Origin of the sequence: Lacinutrix himadriensis, from assembly GCF_001418105.1 — a bacterium.
GTDB lineage: Bacteria > Bacteroidota > Bacteroidia > Flavobacteriales > Flavobacteriaceae > Oceanihabitans > Oceanihabitans himadriense.
The window spans coordinates 678500-695930 of sequence record NZ_LIQI01000022.1 but is presented as its reverse complement, the minus strand read 5'-3'; the positions used below and the strand labels follow the sequence as shown (position 1 = coordinate 695930).

The window sequence follows — 17431 nt, the reverse complement described above, 5'->3', positions numbered from 1 at the left end:
TTTATGAAAACGAAAAAAATATTTTTTAAAGCATTTTTGTTACTCCTATTAGGAGTATTAACCATGATGTTTTTCAATTTTTTAATTTTAAAAGAAAACCCATCCATTAGTACTTGGGATGCTTTTTATGATCAAGAAGAAAATACCGTTGATATACTATTTATAGGAAATTCACATATAGGTAATGGTCTAGATTTAAATATTATTAATGCAAAAACGAAATCAAAAACAAATACATTATACGGTTATGGGCAAACGCTACCACAAGTGTATTACAATTTAAAGGAAGCATTAAAATATCAAAACCCTAAATTGATTGTGTTAGAGACCTATACTTTTTCTAATATCTCTAAAGATTATTTTTATGGCCAAGATAGAATACCTAAAATGCAAGGTTTTGAAGCTAAAAAATTGAGCAAACTTAAAATTGAAGAGTACTTAGATTTATATGAAAATGAAGAGGTATTAAATTTTTTCCCTTTTATAACTTATCATTCTAACTGGAATAAAAAAGGTTTAGTTAAAGAGAATATTATTAAAAAATTAAATCCTAAATCCAATTATTATTTTGGAGACGTTAAATCTGTTCAAACACTTGATAAAAAGAAAATCGAGGCATATAGAAAGAAAGATTTTGGAAACAAAAAATATTATTTTTCTAAATGGCAATTATCCTATTTTAATAAAATTTCAGAATTAGCAAAAGAAAAAAACATTCCTATATTACTTGTCACTATTCCTTATTTTAAAGAATATAGAAACAAGATAAATTATAAGCATATTAGTAGTGCATTGGTAAATATAGCAAAAGAAAGCAAGTATAATTATATAGATTTAAATGGTGTATATCCAGATTTAGATTATCATTATTTTATGAATGATGCTGTTAGAGCAAATCAGCATTTAAACTATAAAGGAAATATTCTTGTTAGTAATTATATTGCAGATTACATTAATAAAGAATATGATTTTAACTTTGAAAATTCTAATGAATCTCTGCCAGAATACTTTTTATATAATAATATTAAAAAGAATAAGTTAAATAATGGTGCTACGATATTGGGGGATATAAATAGGTTTAATGATATTAAAAGAAACACTATTTCTGTAGCTCAAGAAGATGGTAATATTACAATTGAGGGATGGACCGTTATAAAGGATCAAAATTCAGATGATAAGGAAATATTTATTGGTTTGAAAAACAAAAATAATTTTATTTACGTAAGCAGACCAGAACAATTTGAAAGCCGAGAAAGAAAAGACGTCTCTAAGTTCTTTAAAAAAGAAGACTTATATGATAACTCCGGTTTTTATATTACTTTAAATACCTTACTTTTAGAAAAAGGTAATTATGAAGTCTTTATGATTATTAGAGATTCAGAAGGAGAAGTATTAGTTAAAAAATCAAATAAACGAATAGAAATAATATAAGAACAATGTTAGACAATAATCAATTATTACGTTTTACAACAGCAGGAAGTGTAGATGATGGAAAAAGCACCTTAATTGGTCGTTTATTATACGATTCAAAATCTATATTTGAAGACCAATTAGAAGCCATTACAAACACAAGTAAGAAGAAAGGCCACGAAGGTGTAGATTTAGCTTTGTTTACAGATGGTTTACGTGATGAGCGTGAACAAGGTATTACTATAGATGTTGCTTATAGATATTTTACAACACCTAAACGTAAATTTATTATAGCAGATACTCCAGGGCATATTCAATATACTCGTAATATGGTTACAGGAGCATCTACAGCAAACGTTGCAACTATTTTAATAGATGCAAGACACGGTGTAATAGAACAAACTAAAAGACACGCGTTTATTGCTTCTTTATTACAAATACCTCACATTATTGTTTGTGTTAACAAAATGGATTTGGTTGATTTTTCTGAAGAGGTATATAATAATATCGTTAAAGAATTTGAAGACATTTCTTCAAAAATGTTAGTAACAGATGTTCGTTTTATTCCAATGAGTGCTTTATTAGGAGATAATGTAGTTCACAAATCAGAGAATATGCCTTGGTTTCAAGGAGCTCCAATGTTACACACATTAGAGACTATGCACATTAGTAGCGATATTAATAAGGTAGATGCGCGTTTTCCAGTACAAACAGTACTAAGACCACAAAGTGAAGGTTTTATTGATTATAGAGGGTATGCAGGACGTGTAGCAAGTGGTGTTTTTAGAAAAGGAGATGACATAACAGTTATGCCATCCGGATTTACTTCTAAAATTAAAACCATTGATACTTTAGATAAAGAGTTGGATGAAGCTTACGCACCAATGTCTGTTTCTATAACATTAGAAGATGATATTGATATTAGCCGTGGTGATATGATTGTACGTTCTAACAACAAACCAGAAGCAGTACAAGATATTGAAGTGATGTTATGTTGGTTAAATAACGATGCTGCAAAACCAAGAACTAAATACACTATAAAACATACTTCAAACGATCAAAAAGCAATGATTAAAGAGGTGATTTACAAATACAATATCAATACTCTAGATCGTATTAATGACGATAAAGAAATGAATATGAATGATATTTGTAAAGTTAAAATACGTACTACTAAACCATTAATGGTGGATACGTACAGAGAAAACAGAACAACAGGAAGTATTATTCTTGTAGATGATGCTACCAACGAAACTGTTGCAGCAGGAATGATTGTATAAAGTTATAAAAATAAAAATTATGAAAAAGTATATTTTACTATTAGCTATTTGTTTAAATCTAAGCTTAATCAGTTGTGGAGATAAGAAAGCAAATACGCCACCAAAAACCACTACAGAAGAAATTATTGAATCGCCTAAAGAAGAAGCTGTTTTTAAAATTAAGTTAAACGCAGTGATTCTTAATGATGATGAGTTTGAAATTTATTATCAAGATTATAATAACAAAGGGTATAGTTATAAAACAAGGGTTACTAAAAAAGTAACAGGAAGCCCTCAAGCACAAGATGTTGAAATAGTGCTACCAAAGAATACTTTTCCTTTGAGTCTTAGATTTGATTTAGGTCTTAATAAGAGCGAAGAAAACATTGTTTTAAATAGTGTTGAAATGACTTACGAAGATTTTAATATGAAATTAAATTCACAAGAATTTCATTCCTTTTTTGTCCCTAACGGCTACATAAAATACAATAAAGAAACAGGTGTAATAGAACGTAAAGTTGTAGACGGTAAGTATGATCCTTATTTTAATTCAAGAGCTTTATTTCAAAAGAAATTAGGGTTAGAAGAAAGGTAATAAACAGTATGGAGGATTTGTTGCTCTGTAAAAAAATGAAAAGTGGACTTGTTTCAAAAAATTAAAGACATCTTTAAAGGAGAATTTGCTAAGAAAACAATATTCTCTTTTGTTTTAAAAATACTAGGCTTAGCGTTAAGCTATGCCTTTATTGTTATCGTTTCACGGTATTTTGGAGCAGAATCTTATGGTCGTTTTTCTATTGCTTTTACAGTATTAAATGTTTTTGCTTTAGTATTTGCTCTTGGTATACCTGATGCTACCATAAAAATAGTTTCAGACCAAAGCATAAACAGTAAATTTCATTTTAGAAAAACCTCGATGAGTTTATTGATACTTTCAGCAATTGTTGGAAGTTTAATTTTGTACGCGCTCTCAGGTGTTCTATCTGATTTTTATAAAGACGAATCTCTAAAACGATACTTTATTATTTCGGCTATATCATTGACACCATTAATTTTATTACGATTAAATTTTGAAACCTTAAGAGGTAAAAAAGAGATTATTCGATTTGGTTTTTTATCGCATATTATTCCTTTTTTTGCGGCTTCTATTATAGTGCTTATCGCATTTTATTATTTTAATGTTATAGAAGATAGTATTATAATTAGTGCTTATGCTTTAGGGGTTGTTATTGCTTTTGTTTTGAGTATTTTCTGGATTAAAAAAGCAGATAATTCGAAACTGAAAAAGTATTCTGCTAAGCAGCTTATGCATTATTCTTTTCCCATGTTAGCTACTAGTTCTTTTATTTTTATAATGGGATGGACAGACACTTTAATGTTAGGGTATTACAATGATAAAGTAGATGTAGGAGTATATAATGTGGTTATAAGAATAGCAAGAATAGCGATCATTGCTATCACATCCATTAATCTTGTTTTGGCACCTAAAATATCAGAGTTATATGGTAATTCTCAATTGGATGAGATGAAACAATTAATAACAAAATCCACAAAATTAATTTTTATAATTACAGTGCCATTGGTAATTGTAATTATGGTAGCTAATAAACTAGTACTATCCATTTTTGGAGAAGAATTTCTAATTGGAGGTACTGCTTTAATAATAGTAATGATGTCCCAGTTATTTAATGCCATATCAGGGAGTTCTGGTCAGGTAATGAATATGACAGGTAATCATAAAAAACTAAGAAATTTTACCATATACAGCGGGATTTTAAATATTAGCCTTAACTTTCTGTTAATCCCATTATACGGAATTATAGGAGCTGCAATAGCAACAGCTTCTAGTATTATTGTACTTAACCTAAGTTCTGCTATTTTTGTAAAACGAAAATTAGGTATAGTAACGTATTTTAATCCATTCCTTTTTATTAAAAACAAGAAGAAGTAATTGTTATTCTTTTTTAATACATTAGAATGCATTACAAATTAAATCTAATTAAGAAATTAAATATTGATTCATAATGAATAATAAAACTACTTTTTTTTGTCTAGGAGCTCAAAAATCAGGGACAACATCTCTACATGATATCTTATTACAGAACCCAAATATAGGTCTGCCAATAAATAAAGAAACACACTTTTTCTCTCATGACGACTTGTATACAGGAAACTTAGAAGAGTATTTTAAAATGTTTAATGATGATTTAGAGGAGAAGGAAGTTATTGGTGAAATTGATCCCGAATACCTATGTTCAGAAAAAGCACCAGAAAGAATTCTTAAACATTTTGGAGCCGATTTAAAATTTATTGTTATTTTAAGAAATCCTTACGACAGAGCTTTTTCTCAATATTTGATGAGTAAACGAAGAGGTTTTGAAGACTTAGAGTTTGAAGAAGCGATAGAAAAAGAAGAAACACGTACCAAAGATAATTTTGGAGAGTTGTATTTTAGTTATAAAACAAGAAGCTTGTACACCAAGCAAATTAATAAGTATTTTAAGCTTTTCAACCCATCTAATTTTTTGTTTATTCGTTTTGAAGACGATTTCATTGCTAATAAACAAGAAACTATAAATAAGGTAAATGATTTCCTAGGTTTAGAGTCTTTTAACTACGATTTAAGCATTCAGAGCAATGTGGCTTCAACTCCTAAAAGTAAATGGATTAGAGACTTTGTAAACAAGCCTAATGTTATTAGAAAAATAGGAAAGAAAATTATTGCGTCTCCGCAAATTAGAAAAAATATTATTAGCAAAATAGATCATCTTAACAGAAAGAAAATAACGTATAATACCAATGTAGATCTTAAAGATAAGCTTACTAAGTCTGTGTTTTTAGAAGATATAAAAGCTTTAGAAAGTTTAATAAATCAAGATTTATCTTCATGGTACAAGAAAGAGTAGGAATAGTTACAGTTACTTATGGGAATAGAGAGGCTTATTTTTCAAAACTAATTGCCTCTGCTGTAAAACACCCCAATGTTGCAAAAATTGTTGTGGTTTCTAATGGTGTTGACCAAGAAAGCAGCGTACGTTTAAACGAATTACAAGAAGCAAATAAAACAAAACTTATAGTACATGATTTAGGCTATAATTCTGGGTCTGCTAAAGGTTTTAAAGAAGGAATTTTAAGAGTTTTAGAAGAAGATGTAGATTTTGTATGGCTTTTAGATGACGATAACCTACCTAAAGATAATGCCTTAGAAGTGCTATTAAAATCTTGGGATGGTTTTAATAAAGATACAACCAAACCTCTTTCATTGTTATCCTACAGACCACAAAGAAAGATTTACAAGGATGCTATTTCGCAGCATAATCCCTATTTAATGCTAGGGACTGAAAATTCTTTTTTAGGATTTAATATTGTAGATAAACTGAAGAAACCTAAAGCCAATAAACCAGAAAATGTAGATTCTGGTGTGGTTGCAGTGGCACCTTACGGAGGCATGTTTTTTCATAAGGATACTATTAGTAAAATAGGGCTTCCTAACGAACACTTTTTTCTATATGCAGATGATCACGAGTTCTCTTATAGAATAACAAAAAATGAAGGAAAAATAATTTTAGTTTTAGATAGTGAATTAGAGGATTTAGAAACTTCCTTTCATTTAAAAAAACCTAAAAAAATTCTGCACACAAGATATTTTTCTACCGATTCCAAAAATGCAATTTATTACTCAGTACGTAACAATGTGTATTTTGAGAAAAATTTTGTGACTAGTAAGTTCATATATTTCTTAAATACTATAAGTTATATTTTTATCTTATTTTTGGCAATGATTTTTAATCCAACTCACTTCTGGAAGTTTCCTATAATATTAAGAGCAATACTATCTTCTAGTAAACACTTTAAAACAAATGATAAAATTAAATAAGTTATACTTAGGTGTTTTTTTATTAATTATAGCTTTTTGTTTTCTAATAGGAGGGTTTACTCAGTTTTTTATAGGTATACCCAACACCGTTTTGTCTTATGGGATAATTGGGCTTTTTTTTATATTTTACACTATTTACGTTGTTGTTAAGAAAAAGGTTTTTGTAGATAAAATAGTACTTCTTTTCTTCCTTTTTTTTCTACTCATTATTCTCAGTTCTATTGTAAACCAAACAAAAGTTTTAAAAACAATTATTTATTTAATTTTTGTATTTGTACCTCTGGGAAGCTATTTGTTTTTTAAAATAAATCAAAAAGAAAGATATATTTCAACTAGAACAATTAGTAAAATCTATTTATTTATAGCTTGTTTACAATTGCCGGTTATTTTAATACAGCATTTCGGATATGATTTCCTTATACGGTTTAATAATAGTAGTCAAGGTATTGCTTCTTTCGACTTTATGTTTGGGACCTTTTTCTTAAAAGCCGATCATGCTTTAGGTTTCTTTATTTTGTTAAACATCTTTAATATTTTTGAAAACAACACAAATAACAGCATTACCAAAATGCCTAAACTGATTGTTTTCTACCTGTCTTTAACCATATTAATAGCAGAATCAAATGTTACGAAACTGTTGTTGATTTTATTTTTTGGATATTTAATTTATAAATCATTTCCAAAAAAAATAAAAGTATTTGGTGTTTTAGTACTTCTTTTTTTAATGCCTTTAGGGTATTCTCAAGCTAAAAAAATAACAGCTTTTGAAAGGGAAATTTACTTTTTTCATCAAGAATATAATTCTAAAAAATCCTTTTCAAACTACAATAGAGGCATTGCTAAGCGACCTCAAGTTGTTATCACCTATGCAACCATGCTACCGCTAAGAGTAGTAGGGGAAGGGCCGTACTCTTATTTTAATGTATTAAAAGGAAAATTTACAAATACAGAACATTTTTCGCAATTAATATGGGTTTATGCAGATTTGGGTATTATAGGGTTAATTCTATTAATATTACTTTTATATTTGCTCGTAAATAGTTTTAACTTAGATAGAAGTGTGAAATTTATTCTATTTGGTGTTGTACTTATTTATGCTTTTATGACAACGATTTTTTCAGATTTAGCAATAATGATAACCCTAACTAGTTTATTACAAAATAATAAAAAGATTAGACAAGAATGAATATACTTATAGCACCTTTTCACGATTGGAGAAAAATTATCCTAGAAGGTTTTAGAACTAGAGATGCGCATTTTATTGAACATTTAAATGAAAATACTGCAGATGTAAAAGTGGTTATTAATAGACCTACAACATTAGTAGAAATCTTGCTTAAAAGAAAACCTAACTTAATAAAAGGGAAAGTCATTCATTCGAAATCAAACTTTAAACTTTATGAAGTAAGTACGAATTTTTATGTTATAGATTTTGTTTCAAATGATATTTTTGGTCAAGTATTAAACGGTTATAATTGGTTTATTTCACAATATGAAAACCCAAAATATATTAACTTCATTAACGAGTCTTTAAGTAAACTTGGTATTCATGACGATTACTTTTTACTCAATCAAAACATCTTTGCAAGTAAATTATCTAAATCCTTAAAGCCTAAAAAATCCGTTTTTGATGCTTGGGATAACTTTGCAAAATTTAATGTGTATTCAAAAATTAAAGAAGAAATTTTTTCTGCATATAAAGAGTATGCTAAGATTTGTGATTTTTGGATTACAAACTCCAATGATAATATTAGAGATTTTTCAAAAGCATACCAACCTAAAGAACTCGTACTAATTAAAAACGGTGTGGACGTTTCTAGATTTGCTAATGATACAGAAGCAGAAATTCCTGAGGATATGAAAAATATCCCGAGGCCAATTGTTGGTTTTGGAGGAAAAATAACACACCTTTTGGATGTTGATTTGTTAAATGAAACGATGAAGCAAACTAAAAATGCTTCCTTTGTTTTTGTAGGTCAGATTTTAGATAAACAAGTATTTAATAGTATTTTAAAATTAGATAATTTTTATTATTTAGGCGATAAGCACTACGAGATCTATCCAAACTATGTAAAAAACTTTGATATCTGTACCGTACCTTATGTGGTAGATGAAGACAAGAAATCTGGTGCAAACTCTATTAAAGTTTATGAGTATTTAGCAACTACAAAAAAAGTGATTGGTACAGACTCTAATGGCTTAGAAGAATTAAAAGAACATTTGTATATAATTCATAATGCCGAAGAGTTTTCTGCAGAAATTACAAACCACCAAAATTCTAAGAACTTAATAGATTTAAATACACATTCTTGGAGTACAAAAGTAGAAGACTTAATCAAACTACTTCATTAGTGGGGTTTATAAAAAACATCATTTCAAAATACGACGTAGCAACAATTTTGCTATGTTTAATTGCTGCTACAATACCATTTAAGATTAATATTGGTAATCTTGCCATTATTATTGCTTCGGTATATACGGTCTTTTTTTTTCGAAAAGAAAATCTTAAAAAACTCAAATCTTTTAGTGCTATTTTTCCAATAGCATTCTTTCTAATCGTAATAATAAGTAGCCTTTTAAGTAATAAACACATGGAAGGCTTAAAGCGCCTAAACTTAGAGATTTTATTAGTTTTGCTCGTTTTTATTTTAGTAAACAACAAAATAACCAAAACTAAAATCTCTAAGATATTAATATGGTTTACTTATGGTACTGTATTAAGTGTTACCATATTATTGATTCATAATGTAATAAAAGTTGCCCAACATAAAGAACTAGGAGATTTAATATTTCATAACTTCACATTGTTATATGATTATCATCCCATTTATTATTCTTTAAATATTTCCATTGCTTTATTTTTTATTATTCACACAAAAACGAAGTGGTTTTACAAAAAGAATAAAGTCGTAAAAACGGGGTTTATAATTATTCTTCTTTTAGGGCTAATCCTTTGTGTTTCAAAAGCAATATTATTTATAAATGGAATTATTTACCTGTTTTATTTTTCGTTGAAAATAAAGCAATTGAAGAAAAAAATAGTATATTTTACAATATTAGGAATAGTATCTATATCGGTATTTAATATTCATTTTATAAAGGATAGGTTTACTGACGGATTACGTTTTAGTCCAGAAATATTAAACTTTAAACCAACTAACGATTTTAGCCAAAAAAAAATATTCACCTATCAAGAAAAAACAGAGATAAGTGATTTAGAGTTAAGATATGTTTTAAGTAGCATTGGCGTTTATCATTTAGTAAAAGATGGCAAATTGCTTTTAGGTTTCAAACAAGGGGATACGAAAGATTATTTGAACTATTATTTTTTTTCCTATAACTTAGGACCTAATTGGTACGAGGATTTTAATTTACACAATCAATACACGCACATGCTAGTAACGTATGGTGTTTTTGTATTGATCTTTTTTTTATGTTATTTGTTTTTTAGTTTTTATGAAGCAATTAAACACAAAAACGTAATGCATGTTTTTTTCCTTATACTTGTATGTTTTGGATTTCTTTTTGAAGTCACCCTCGTTAGAAGCAAGGGGATCGTATTTTTTTATTTTTTTAACACACTTTTTTTACAAAACTATTTAAATTTTGAAGATAGCAATAATAGGAACTAGAGGGGTTCCAAACCATCACGGAGGATTTGAGCAATTTGCGGAATTCTTTTCGGTTTTTTTAGCCGATAATAAGCATGACGTATATGTATATAATTCGCATACGCACCCTTACCAAGAAAGTACGTTTAAAGGAGTAAAAATTATTCATTGTCAAGATCCAGAAAATGTAATAGGGACTCCCGGACAGTTTTTATACGACTTAAACTGTATAAGAGATGCCAGAAAAAGAGATTTTGACATCATACTACAACTAGGGTACACAAGTAATTCTGTTTGGCATCGATTTTTGCCTAAAAAAGCCATTATAATTACTAACATGGATGGTTTGGAATGGAAAAGAAGTAAATACTCCAAACCCGTACAAACCTTTCTAAAATACGCCGAAAAACTGGCTATAAATAGTAGTGATTATTTAATCTCAGATTCTATTGGCATACAAGAGTATATTCAAAAGACCTATAATAAAGATTCTACATACATTGCGTATGGAGCAGATAACTTTATAAATGAAGATAGCACAGTTTTAGAATCCTACAATGTAACTCCGTATAAATACAACATGCTAATTGCTAGATTTGAACCAGAAAATAATCTAGAAACTATTTTAGATGGCGCAAGCCTTGCAGATAAAAAGGAAACCTTTTTAGTAGTAGGTAAACATGATGCTAATGAATTTGGTGAGTACTTAAAGAAAAAATATATCGATCATAAAAATATTCGCTTCATTGGAGGGGTTTATAATTTAGAGCATTTAAATAATCTTAGACATTTTTCTAATTTATATTTTCACGGCCATTCGGTAGGAGGAACAAATCCTTCTTTATTGGAAGCCATGGCATCTACCACATTAATAATTGCTAATGACAATGTCTTCAATAAAGCAATTTTAAATGAAGATGCTTTCTATTTTACAGACAAAAACGAAGTCGCTAAATATATCGACACCATAAATAAAGAAGCGTATCAAGATAAAATCACTAATAATTTTAAGAAAATAGAGGACACCTTCAATTGGAATAAAATTAATAATGAATATTTAAAACTCTTGCTAAAAGCATTAAAAGAAAAGAAATAAGAATAAAGGATAATACTTTCACTAATAAATAATAAAGCTTTATTGTTGAAAAACGTAATAATTTCTTTATTTTGAAATAATTTACGTGTAAAAACAAAATTGCTAGAATTTAAATTAGTATTATTTTTATAATAGTAATAATAATAAAAGAAGTTTAAATAAATGAAAATAAAAAACATCTGTTGTATTGGAGCTGGATATGTTGGTGGACCAACCATGGCCGTAATAGCAAAACAATGCCCTAACATAAAAGTAACTGTTGTAGATATTAATGAAGCTAGAATTGCAGCATGGAATGATGATAATTTAGATAACCTTCCTGTTTTTGAACCAGGTTTAGATGCTATTGTTAAAGAAGCAAGAGGAAGAAATTTATTCTTTTCCACTGAAGTAGATAAAGCTATTGACGAGGCTGAAATGATATTTATATCTGTAAATACACCAACCAAAACTTACGGAAAAGGTAAAGGAATGGCTGCAGATTTAAAATATATCGAGTTATGTGCTCGCCAAATTGCTAGAGTTTCTAAACAAGATAAGATTATTGTTGAAAAATCTACACTTCCTGTTCGTACAGCTTCTGCTATAAAAGATATTTTAGACAATACAGGTAATGATGTTGCTTTTCAAATATTATCCAACCCAGAATTTTTAGCTGAAGGTACAGCGGTAGAAGATCTTTTAAGCCCAGATAGAGTACTTATTGGTGGTGATACAACTCCAGAAGGAACGAAAGCTATTGAAGCTTTAGCAGCAGTATATGCGCATTGGGTACCACAAGAAAGAATTTTAAGAACTAATGTGTGGTCTTCAGAGTTATCTAAACTTACAGCAAATGCCTTTTTAGCACAACGTGTTTCATCAATTAATGCAATGTCAGAAATTTGTGAGAAAACTGGAGCAGATGTAAATGAAGTTTCTAAAGCTATCGGGATGGATAGTAGAATAGGCGCTAAGTTTTTAAAATCGTCTGTAGGTTTTGGAGGTTCTTGTTTTCAAAAAGACATTTTAAATCTTGTTTATATTGCTAAAAGTTACGGATTAAACGAAGTTGCAGATTACTGGGAACAAGTAATCCTAATGAATGAACACCAAAAACAACGTTTTTCAGATAATATTGTAAGTACACTTTACAACACAGTATCTGGTAAAAAGATAGCGTTTTTAGGATGGGCATTTAAAAAAGATACCAATGATACTAGAGAATCAGCAGCCATCAAAGTCGCTGATAATTTACTAAATGAGCAAGCAGAAATAACTGTTTTTGATCCTAAAGTGGTGGAAGAACGTATTTATGCCGATTTAGACTATTTAAATACAAGATCAAGCGAAGAAAACAGAAGCCTTCTTAAAGTTGAAAATAACCCTTACGAAACGTGTAAAAGCGCTCATGCTATTGCCGTTTTAACAGAATGGGATGAATTTAAAACCTATGATTGGAAGCAAATTTTTGACAATATGCAGAAACCAGCTTTCGTTTTTGATGGAAGAGGTATTTTAGATAAAGAAGTTTTAGAAGATATCGGATTTGTTTACTACAAAATAGGAACAGGTCAATAAAGAATAATAAAGAATGAAAAAAGTACTTATAACAGGAGCAGCAGGATTTTTAGGGTCACATTTATGCGATAAATTTATCCATGAAGGTTTTTATGTTATTGGTATGGATAACTTTATTACTGGCGACAAAAAAAATATTAGTCACCTAGCTAGTAATCCTAACTTTGAGTTTATAGAACACGATGTAACCGAGTTTATTAAAATTGAAGGAGACTTACATTATGTTTTACATTTTGCTTCACCAGCAAGCCCAATAGACTATTTAAAAATACCAATACAAACCTTAAAAGTAGGTTCTTTAGGTACACATAACTTGTTAGGATTGGCTAAGGCTAAAAATGCAAGATTATTAATAGCATCCACATCCGAAGTTTATGGAGATCCATTAGTACATCCACAAACCGAAGATTACTATGGTAATGTAAATACCATAGGTCCAAGAGGTGTTTATGATGAAGCGAAACGTTTTCAAGAATCTATAACCATGGCTTACCATAGGTTTCATGGTCTAGAAACACGCATAGTTCGTATATTTAATACCTATGGCCCAAGAATGCGATTAAATGACGGAAGAGTTATTCCTGCATTTATGGGACAAGCACTTCGAGGAGAAGATTTAACGGTATTTGGTGATGGTAAACAAACCAGATCCTTTTGCTATGTAGATGATCAAGTGGATGGTATTTTTAAATTAATGTTTAGTGACTATGCAAATCCTGTAAATATTGGTAATCCAAACGAAATTACCATTGGAGATTTTGCCGAAGAGATTATAAAACTTACAAATACCAATCAAAAAGTAATTTATAAAGAATTGCCTGTAGATGATCCGTTGCAGAGACAGCCAGACATAACATTAGCAAGAAAGTTGCTTGGTTGGGAGCCTAAAGTTGAACGCGAAGAAGGTATGCTTAAAACTTTTAATTACTTTAAGTCTTTGTCAGATGAAGACTTATATAAAAGCGAGCATAAAGATTTTTCTAAACATATAAAAAAATAAATTGAACACATTTAACCAAGGGAGATATTCTGTCTATTTAAGGCCTATATCGTATATAATTGATTTAATTATTATAAATAGTTTAGCAATACTTTATTTTTTTAAAAGTGTTGAACCTGTTTCTTTTGTTGTTATAATTTCTTTATCCTGGATTACTATCTCTACACTATCTAAATTTTATGGTGTTTTTAGATATACAAGAGAAGTCGTTATCATGACACTTATTTTTAGGCAAATGGCACTTTTTACATTGGTTGTGTTTGCCTTTTCAGGGTTTTACTATGATTTAGATATATTGCCAAAAACTATTTTTAAATATATAGGTAGCGTATTTGTCCTGGTAACTGTATTTAAATTCACATTGTATTACTTATTACAGAGATATAGAGTTTCTTTTGGTGGTAACTATAGAGTTACTGCTATTTTAGGTAAAAACAAGCAAACGTATGCATTAGAAAAGTTTTTTAATGACAAACCAGAATATGGGTATTCACACACCAAAACTTTTAATTTTAAAAACCTTACAGAAGAGGGGCTGCAAGATTGTTTTAAGTTCTTACAAGAAGAAAATGTAGACGAGATTTACTGTTCTTTATCACAGCTTTCTAATAGTCAATTGAGTAAAGTAATAGATTTTGCAGATAATAATCTTAAAATCTTAAAGTTTTTACCAGACAACAAAGATATATATTCCAAAAAATTAAAATACGAATACTACAATTACACACCAATTTTATCCTTTCGTAATATACCTTTAGAAGATTCTGTAAATCAGTTTTTTAAGAGAGTATTCGACATTGTGTTTTCATCTGCTGTAATTATCTTACTTCTTTCTTGGTTAACCCCAATTATTGCCATTCTTATTGTATTAGAATCTAGAGGTCCAATATTCTTTAAACAGTCTAGAAATGGATTTAATTATAAAGAATTTGATTGCTATAAGTTTCGTTCTATGACTCCAAACAAGGATGCTAATTTAAATCAGGCTACAAGAGGAGACCAACGTGTAACTAAAATCGGTAAGTTTATACGTAAAACGAGTATTGATGAGTTACCACAATTTTTTAATGTATTGTTTGGTGATATGTCTGTAGTAGGTCCTAGACCACACATGGTAAGTCATACCAATATGTACGCAAAGCGAATAGATAAATTTATGGTGAGACATTTTGTTAAACCAGGAATTACAGGATTGGCTCAAGTAAGTGGTTTTAGAGGAGAAATTGAAACAGATAAAGACATTATTAATCGTGTAAAACTAGATATTTTTTACATCGAAAATTGGTCTTTACTACTAGATGTTAAGATCGTTACGCAAACCTTTATGAATGTCGTTAATGGCGAAGATAAAGCCTATTAAAGCAAGCTAGTTAGCTTTTTTAGTTGCCCTTCTAGATTAAATGTGGTTGTTGCTGTTTCTTTTATTTGTTGTTTAAAAGCGATTGTTATTTCCGAAATAGTAATAGAAGCAATTACACGATTTAAATCCTCATAATCTGCCGCATTAGCAATCCAACCTAGTGTGTTATTTTTTACAACATCTTCCCCTTCACCACCTCCAAAATATAGAATGGGTAAGCCTAATTTTGCATATTCAAATATTTTGGAAGGTACAGAACCATAAATTCTATTTAATAAAGGGATTATAGCAATATCGTATTGCAATAACACCTTATGTAGTGCTTCTCTTGTAACTCTACCATGAAAGTATATAGGAAGATCTGGATGTTTTTCTATAAAGGACTCTATAAGCTTCTGTTCTGCTCCAGAACCATAAATATGAAGTTCTATATTGTTATTGAAATTTAATTCGGTACAAAGCTTGTAAACACCTTGTGCAATTCCTAGAAGGCCAGCATAAACTAGTTTTATTTTTTCTTCGGAAGGATTTCTAGATTCTATTTCAGGGGCATCAAAATCCGGATAATTTCTATATAAAAGCGTTTCCTTTTCAGGGAATAACGAGGTAACATGTGTTAGTATTTCTTCGCTTTGACCTAAAACCAAATCCGCTTTATTGTAATTAAAACGTTCAATTTTCTCTAACATTTTATAGCTGAAATTCTTTTTAAAAGCACCAAGCTCTAATCCTGCAATTGGCCATAAATCGCTAACATTTAAAATAAGATTTCTATTTTTGGAACGTAAAAAAAGCATGGCAGTAAAAGCAACCAATAATGGTGGCGATTGTACAATTACCGTTTTTGGTAGTTTATTAAATGCAAAAAAATAAAGCAAGCTGAAACTATAGGAAAGCATTGCAATTAAACGCAAAAACTTGTTTTTAGAAACGGTAGCATAGATCCATAATCGGTGAATCGTGATGCCTTTTTCAACCGTTGTTTGTTTAAATTTCCCGCTGTAATCATCAAATATTTTACCAGTAGGATAGTTTGGTAAAGGGGTGATTACTTGTACTTTAAAGTTTCTTTCTTGTAAACCTTCCGCTAGGTGAAAAATCCGATTAGAAGCTGCTCCAATTTCTGGAGGAAAGTAACTCGTTATTATTAGTACCTCTTTCATTTACAGCGAATAAATTTTAACTAAACAATCTGTAATACGTTTTGCCGCTTTACCATCCCAAAGCTCTGGAGTTTGTCCTTGTTTCCAATTACCCGAAAGTAAATTTGCAAAAGCAGCTTCAATTTTAGCAGTATCATTTCCTACTAAAACATTAGTTCCAATAGCACAAGTTTCTGGTCTTTCCGTCGAGTCTCTAAGCGTAATACAGGGCACATTCATCACAGTGGTTTCTTCTGTAATTCCACCAGAATCGGTAAGCATGGCAAAAGCATTTTTTACCAAATAATTAAAATGTAAATACCCTAAAGGTTCTACATAGTGCAGGTTTTTAAAATTTAAATCTAAACCTTCTAAAAGCTTTTTGGTTCTTGGGTGTACCGGAAATATTATAGGATAGTCTTTACCAAGATCTACAATTTGCTGAATAAGGTTTTTAAGCTGTTTTTCTTCGTCTACATTACTTGGTCTATGTAAAGTCATGACCATATATTTTTTCTCTTCCAACTTTAATTTCTCCCAAATTTGCGGTTTTTCAAGTCTTGGTAAATTTTTCAATAAGGTATCAATCATCACATTTCCAACAAAGAAAACTTTGTTTTTAGAAACTCCAAGATTTTCTAAGTTTTCATTTGCATAGCTAGAAGTCGTGAAATAGTAATCGGTTAAACTATCGGTTACAATTCTATTAATTTCTTCAGGCATATTCATGTCGCCAGAGCGAATTCCTGCTTCTACATGTGCAACATCTATTCCTGCTTTTTTAGCAACAATAGTACAAGCCATTGTGGAGGTTACGTCACCAACAACCATTACTAAATCACAAGGGTTTTGTTGTAATTCTTTTTCAAAACCAATCATAATTGCAGCCGTTTGTTCTGCTTGCGTACCACTTTTTACTTCTAGATTAATATCTGGAAAAGGGATGTTTAGTTCGGTAAAAAAAGTATCGCTTAAATTTTTATCGTAGTGTTGTCCGGTATGAACTAACCTATAATTCATATTAAAACCTTGTGCTTTCTTTTCTTGAATAGCTGCAATAATTGGTGCTATTTTCATGAAGTTTGGTCGTGCACCTGCAATAATAGTTATATTCAT

At 29.6% G+C, this 17431-nt stretch carries 15 protein-coding genes; 13 read left to right on the top strand and 2 right to left on the bottom strand.

Features of this window, described 5'->3' with window-relative positions; genetic code table 11:
• Nucleotides 1-3: 3 nt before the first annotated feature.
• The 13 genes from AMD28_RS10695 to AMD28_RS10630 all read left to right on the top strand — a co-directional run bounded on the left by AMD28_RS10695 (nucleotide 4) and on the right by AMD28_RS10630 (nucleotide 15173).
• Entirely contained in the window at nucleotides 4-1431 is a 1428-nt protein-coding gene (locus tag AMD28_RS10695; RefSeq protein WP_055444107.1) for a hypothetical protein, read from the top strand.
• Between the two features lie 5 nt (nucleotides 1432-1436).
• Entirely contained in the window at nucleotides 1437-2690 is a 1254-nt protein-coding gene (locus AMD28_RS10690) for a sulfate adenylyltransferase subunit 1 (RefSeq protein WP_055444106.1), read from the top strand.
• A 19-nt stretch (nucleotides 2691-2709) separates the two neighbouring features.
• The gene (locus AMD28_RS10685; RefSeq protein ID WP_152975586.1) at nucleotides 2710-3264 is read left to right on the top strand and encodes a hypothetical protein; all 555 of its coding nucleotides are present in this window, start codon (nucleotides 2710-2712) and stop codon (nucleotides 3262-3264) included.
• 48 nt (nucleotides 3265-3312) lie between these two features.
• A complete protein-coding gene (locus tag AMD28_RS10680) occupies nucleotides 3313-4620 on the top strand; it encodes a flippase (RefSeq protein WP_055444104.1) in 1308 nt (435 codons plus the stop codon).
• Nucleotides 4621-4693: 73 nt separating this feature from the next.
• Complete coding sequence (locus tag AMD28_RS10675; protein ID WP_055444103.1) at nucleotides 4694-5575, top strand: sulfotransferase family protein; 882 nt, start codon at nucleotides 4694-4696, stop codon at nucleotides 5573-5575.
• Complete coding sequence (locus AMD28_RS10670; RefSeq protein ID WP_055444102.1) at nucleotides 5557-6546, top strand: glycosyltransferase; 990 nt, start codon at nucleotides 5557-5559, stop codon at nucleotides 6544-6546. Before AMD28_RS10675 ends, AMD28_RS10670 begins: the two co-directional genes overlap by 19 nt.
• 376 nt (nucleotides 6547-6922) lie before the next feature.
• Entirely contained in the window at nucleotides 6923-7732 is an 810-nt protein-coding gene (locus AMD28_RS10665) for a hypothetical protein (RefSeq protein ID WP_152975585.1), read from the top strand.
• Nucleotides 7729-8898: a glycosyltransferase gene (locus AMD28_RS10660; protein ID WP_055444100.1), complete on the top strand. Its 1170-nt coding sequence runs from the start codon at nucleotides 7729-7731 to the stop codon at nucleotides 8896-8898. The genes AMD28_RS10665 and AMD28_RS10660 overlap by 4 nt, the downstream gene beginning before the upstream one ends.
• Nucleotides 8856-10178, top strand: coding sequence for a hypothetical protein (locus AMD28_RS10650; protein ID WP_161804634.1), 1323 nt, complete (start codon nucleotides 8856-8858; stop codon nucleotides 10176-10178). The genes AMD28_RS10660 and AMD28_RS10650 overlap by 43 nt, the downstream gene beginning before the upstream one ends.
• Nucleotides 10153-11253 carry a DUF1972 domain-containing protein gene (locus tag AMD28_RS10645; RefSeq protein WP_055444097.1) on the top strand — a complete coding sequence of 367 codons (1101 nt, stop codon included), beginning with the start codon at nucleotides 10153-10155 and terminating at the stop codon, nucleotides 11251-11253. The genes AMD28_RS10650 and AMD28_RS10645 overlap by 26 nt, the downstream gene beginning before the upstream one ends.
• A gap of 162 nt (nucleotides 11254-11415) precedes the next feature.
• A complete protein-coding gene (locus tag AMD28_RS10640) occupies nucleotides 11416-12813 on the top strand; it encodes a UDP-glucose 6-dehydrogenase (RefSeq protein WP_055444096.1) in 1398 nt (465 codons plus the stop codon).
• 13 nt (nucleotides 12814-12826) lie between these two features.
• Nucleotides 12827-13813, top strand: coding sequence for a UDP-glucuronic acid decarboxylase family protein (locus tag AMD28_RS10635; RefSeq protein WP_055444095.1), 987 nt, complete (start codon nucleotides 12827-12829; stop codon nucleotides 13811-13813).
• A 1-nt stretch (nucleotide 13814) separates the two neighbouring features.
• Nucleotides 13815-15173, top strand: a complete 1359-nt coding sequence (locus tag AMD28_RS10630; protein ID WP_055444094.1) for an exopolysaccharide biosynthesis polyprenyl glycosylphosphotransferase — start codon at nucleotides 13815-13817, stop codon at nucleotides 15171-15173.
• Here the strand turns inward: AMD28_RS10630 and AMD28_RS10625 are convergent.
• Both AMD28_RS10625 and wecB read right to left on the bottom strand, forming a co-directional pair.
• Nucleotides 15170-16336 carry a glycosyltransferase family 4 protein gene (locus AMD28_RS10625; RefSeq protein ID WP_055444093.1) on the bottom strand — a complete coding sequence of 389 codons (1167 nt, stop codon included), beginning with the start codon at nucleotides 16334-16336 and terminating at the stop codon, nucleotides 15170-15172. The two genes, AMD28_RS10630 and AMD28_RS10625, sit on opposite strands and share 4 nt — an antisense overlap.
• A complete protein-coding gene (gene wecB / locus AMD28_RS10620; protein ID WP_055444092.1) occupies nucleotides 16337-17431 on the bottom strand; it encodes a non-hydrolyzing UDP-N-acetylglucosamine 2-epimerase in 1095 nt (364 codons plus the stop codon). It abuts the gene before it with no gap.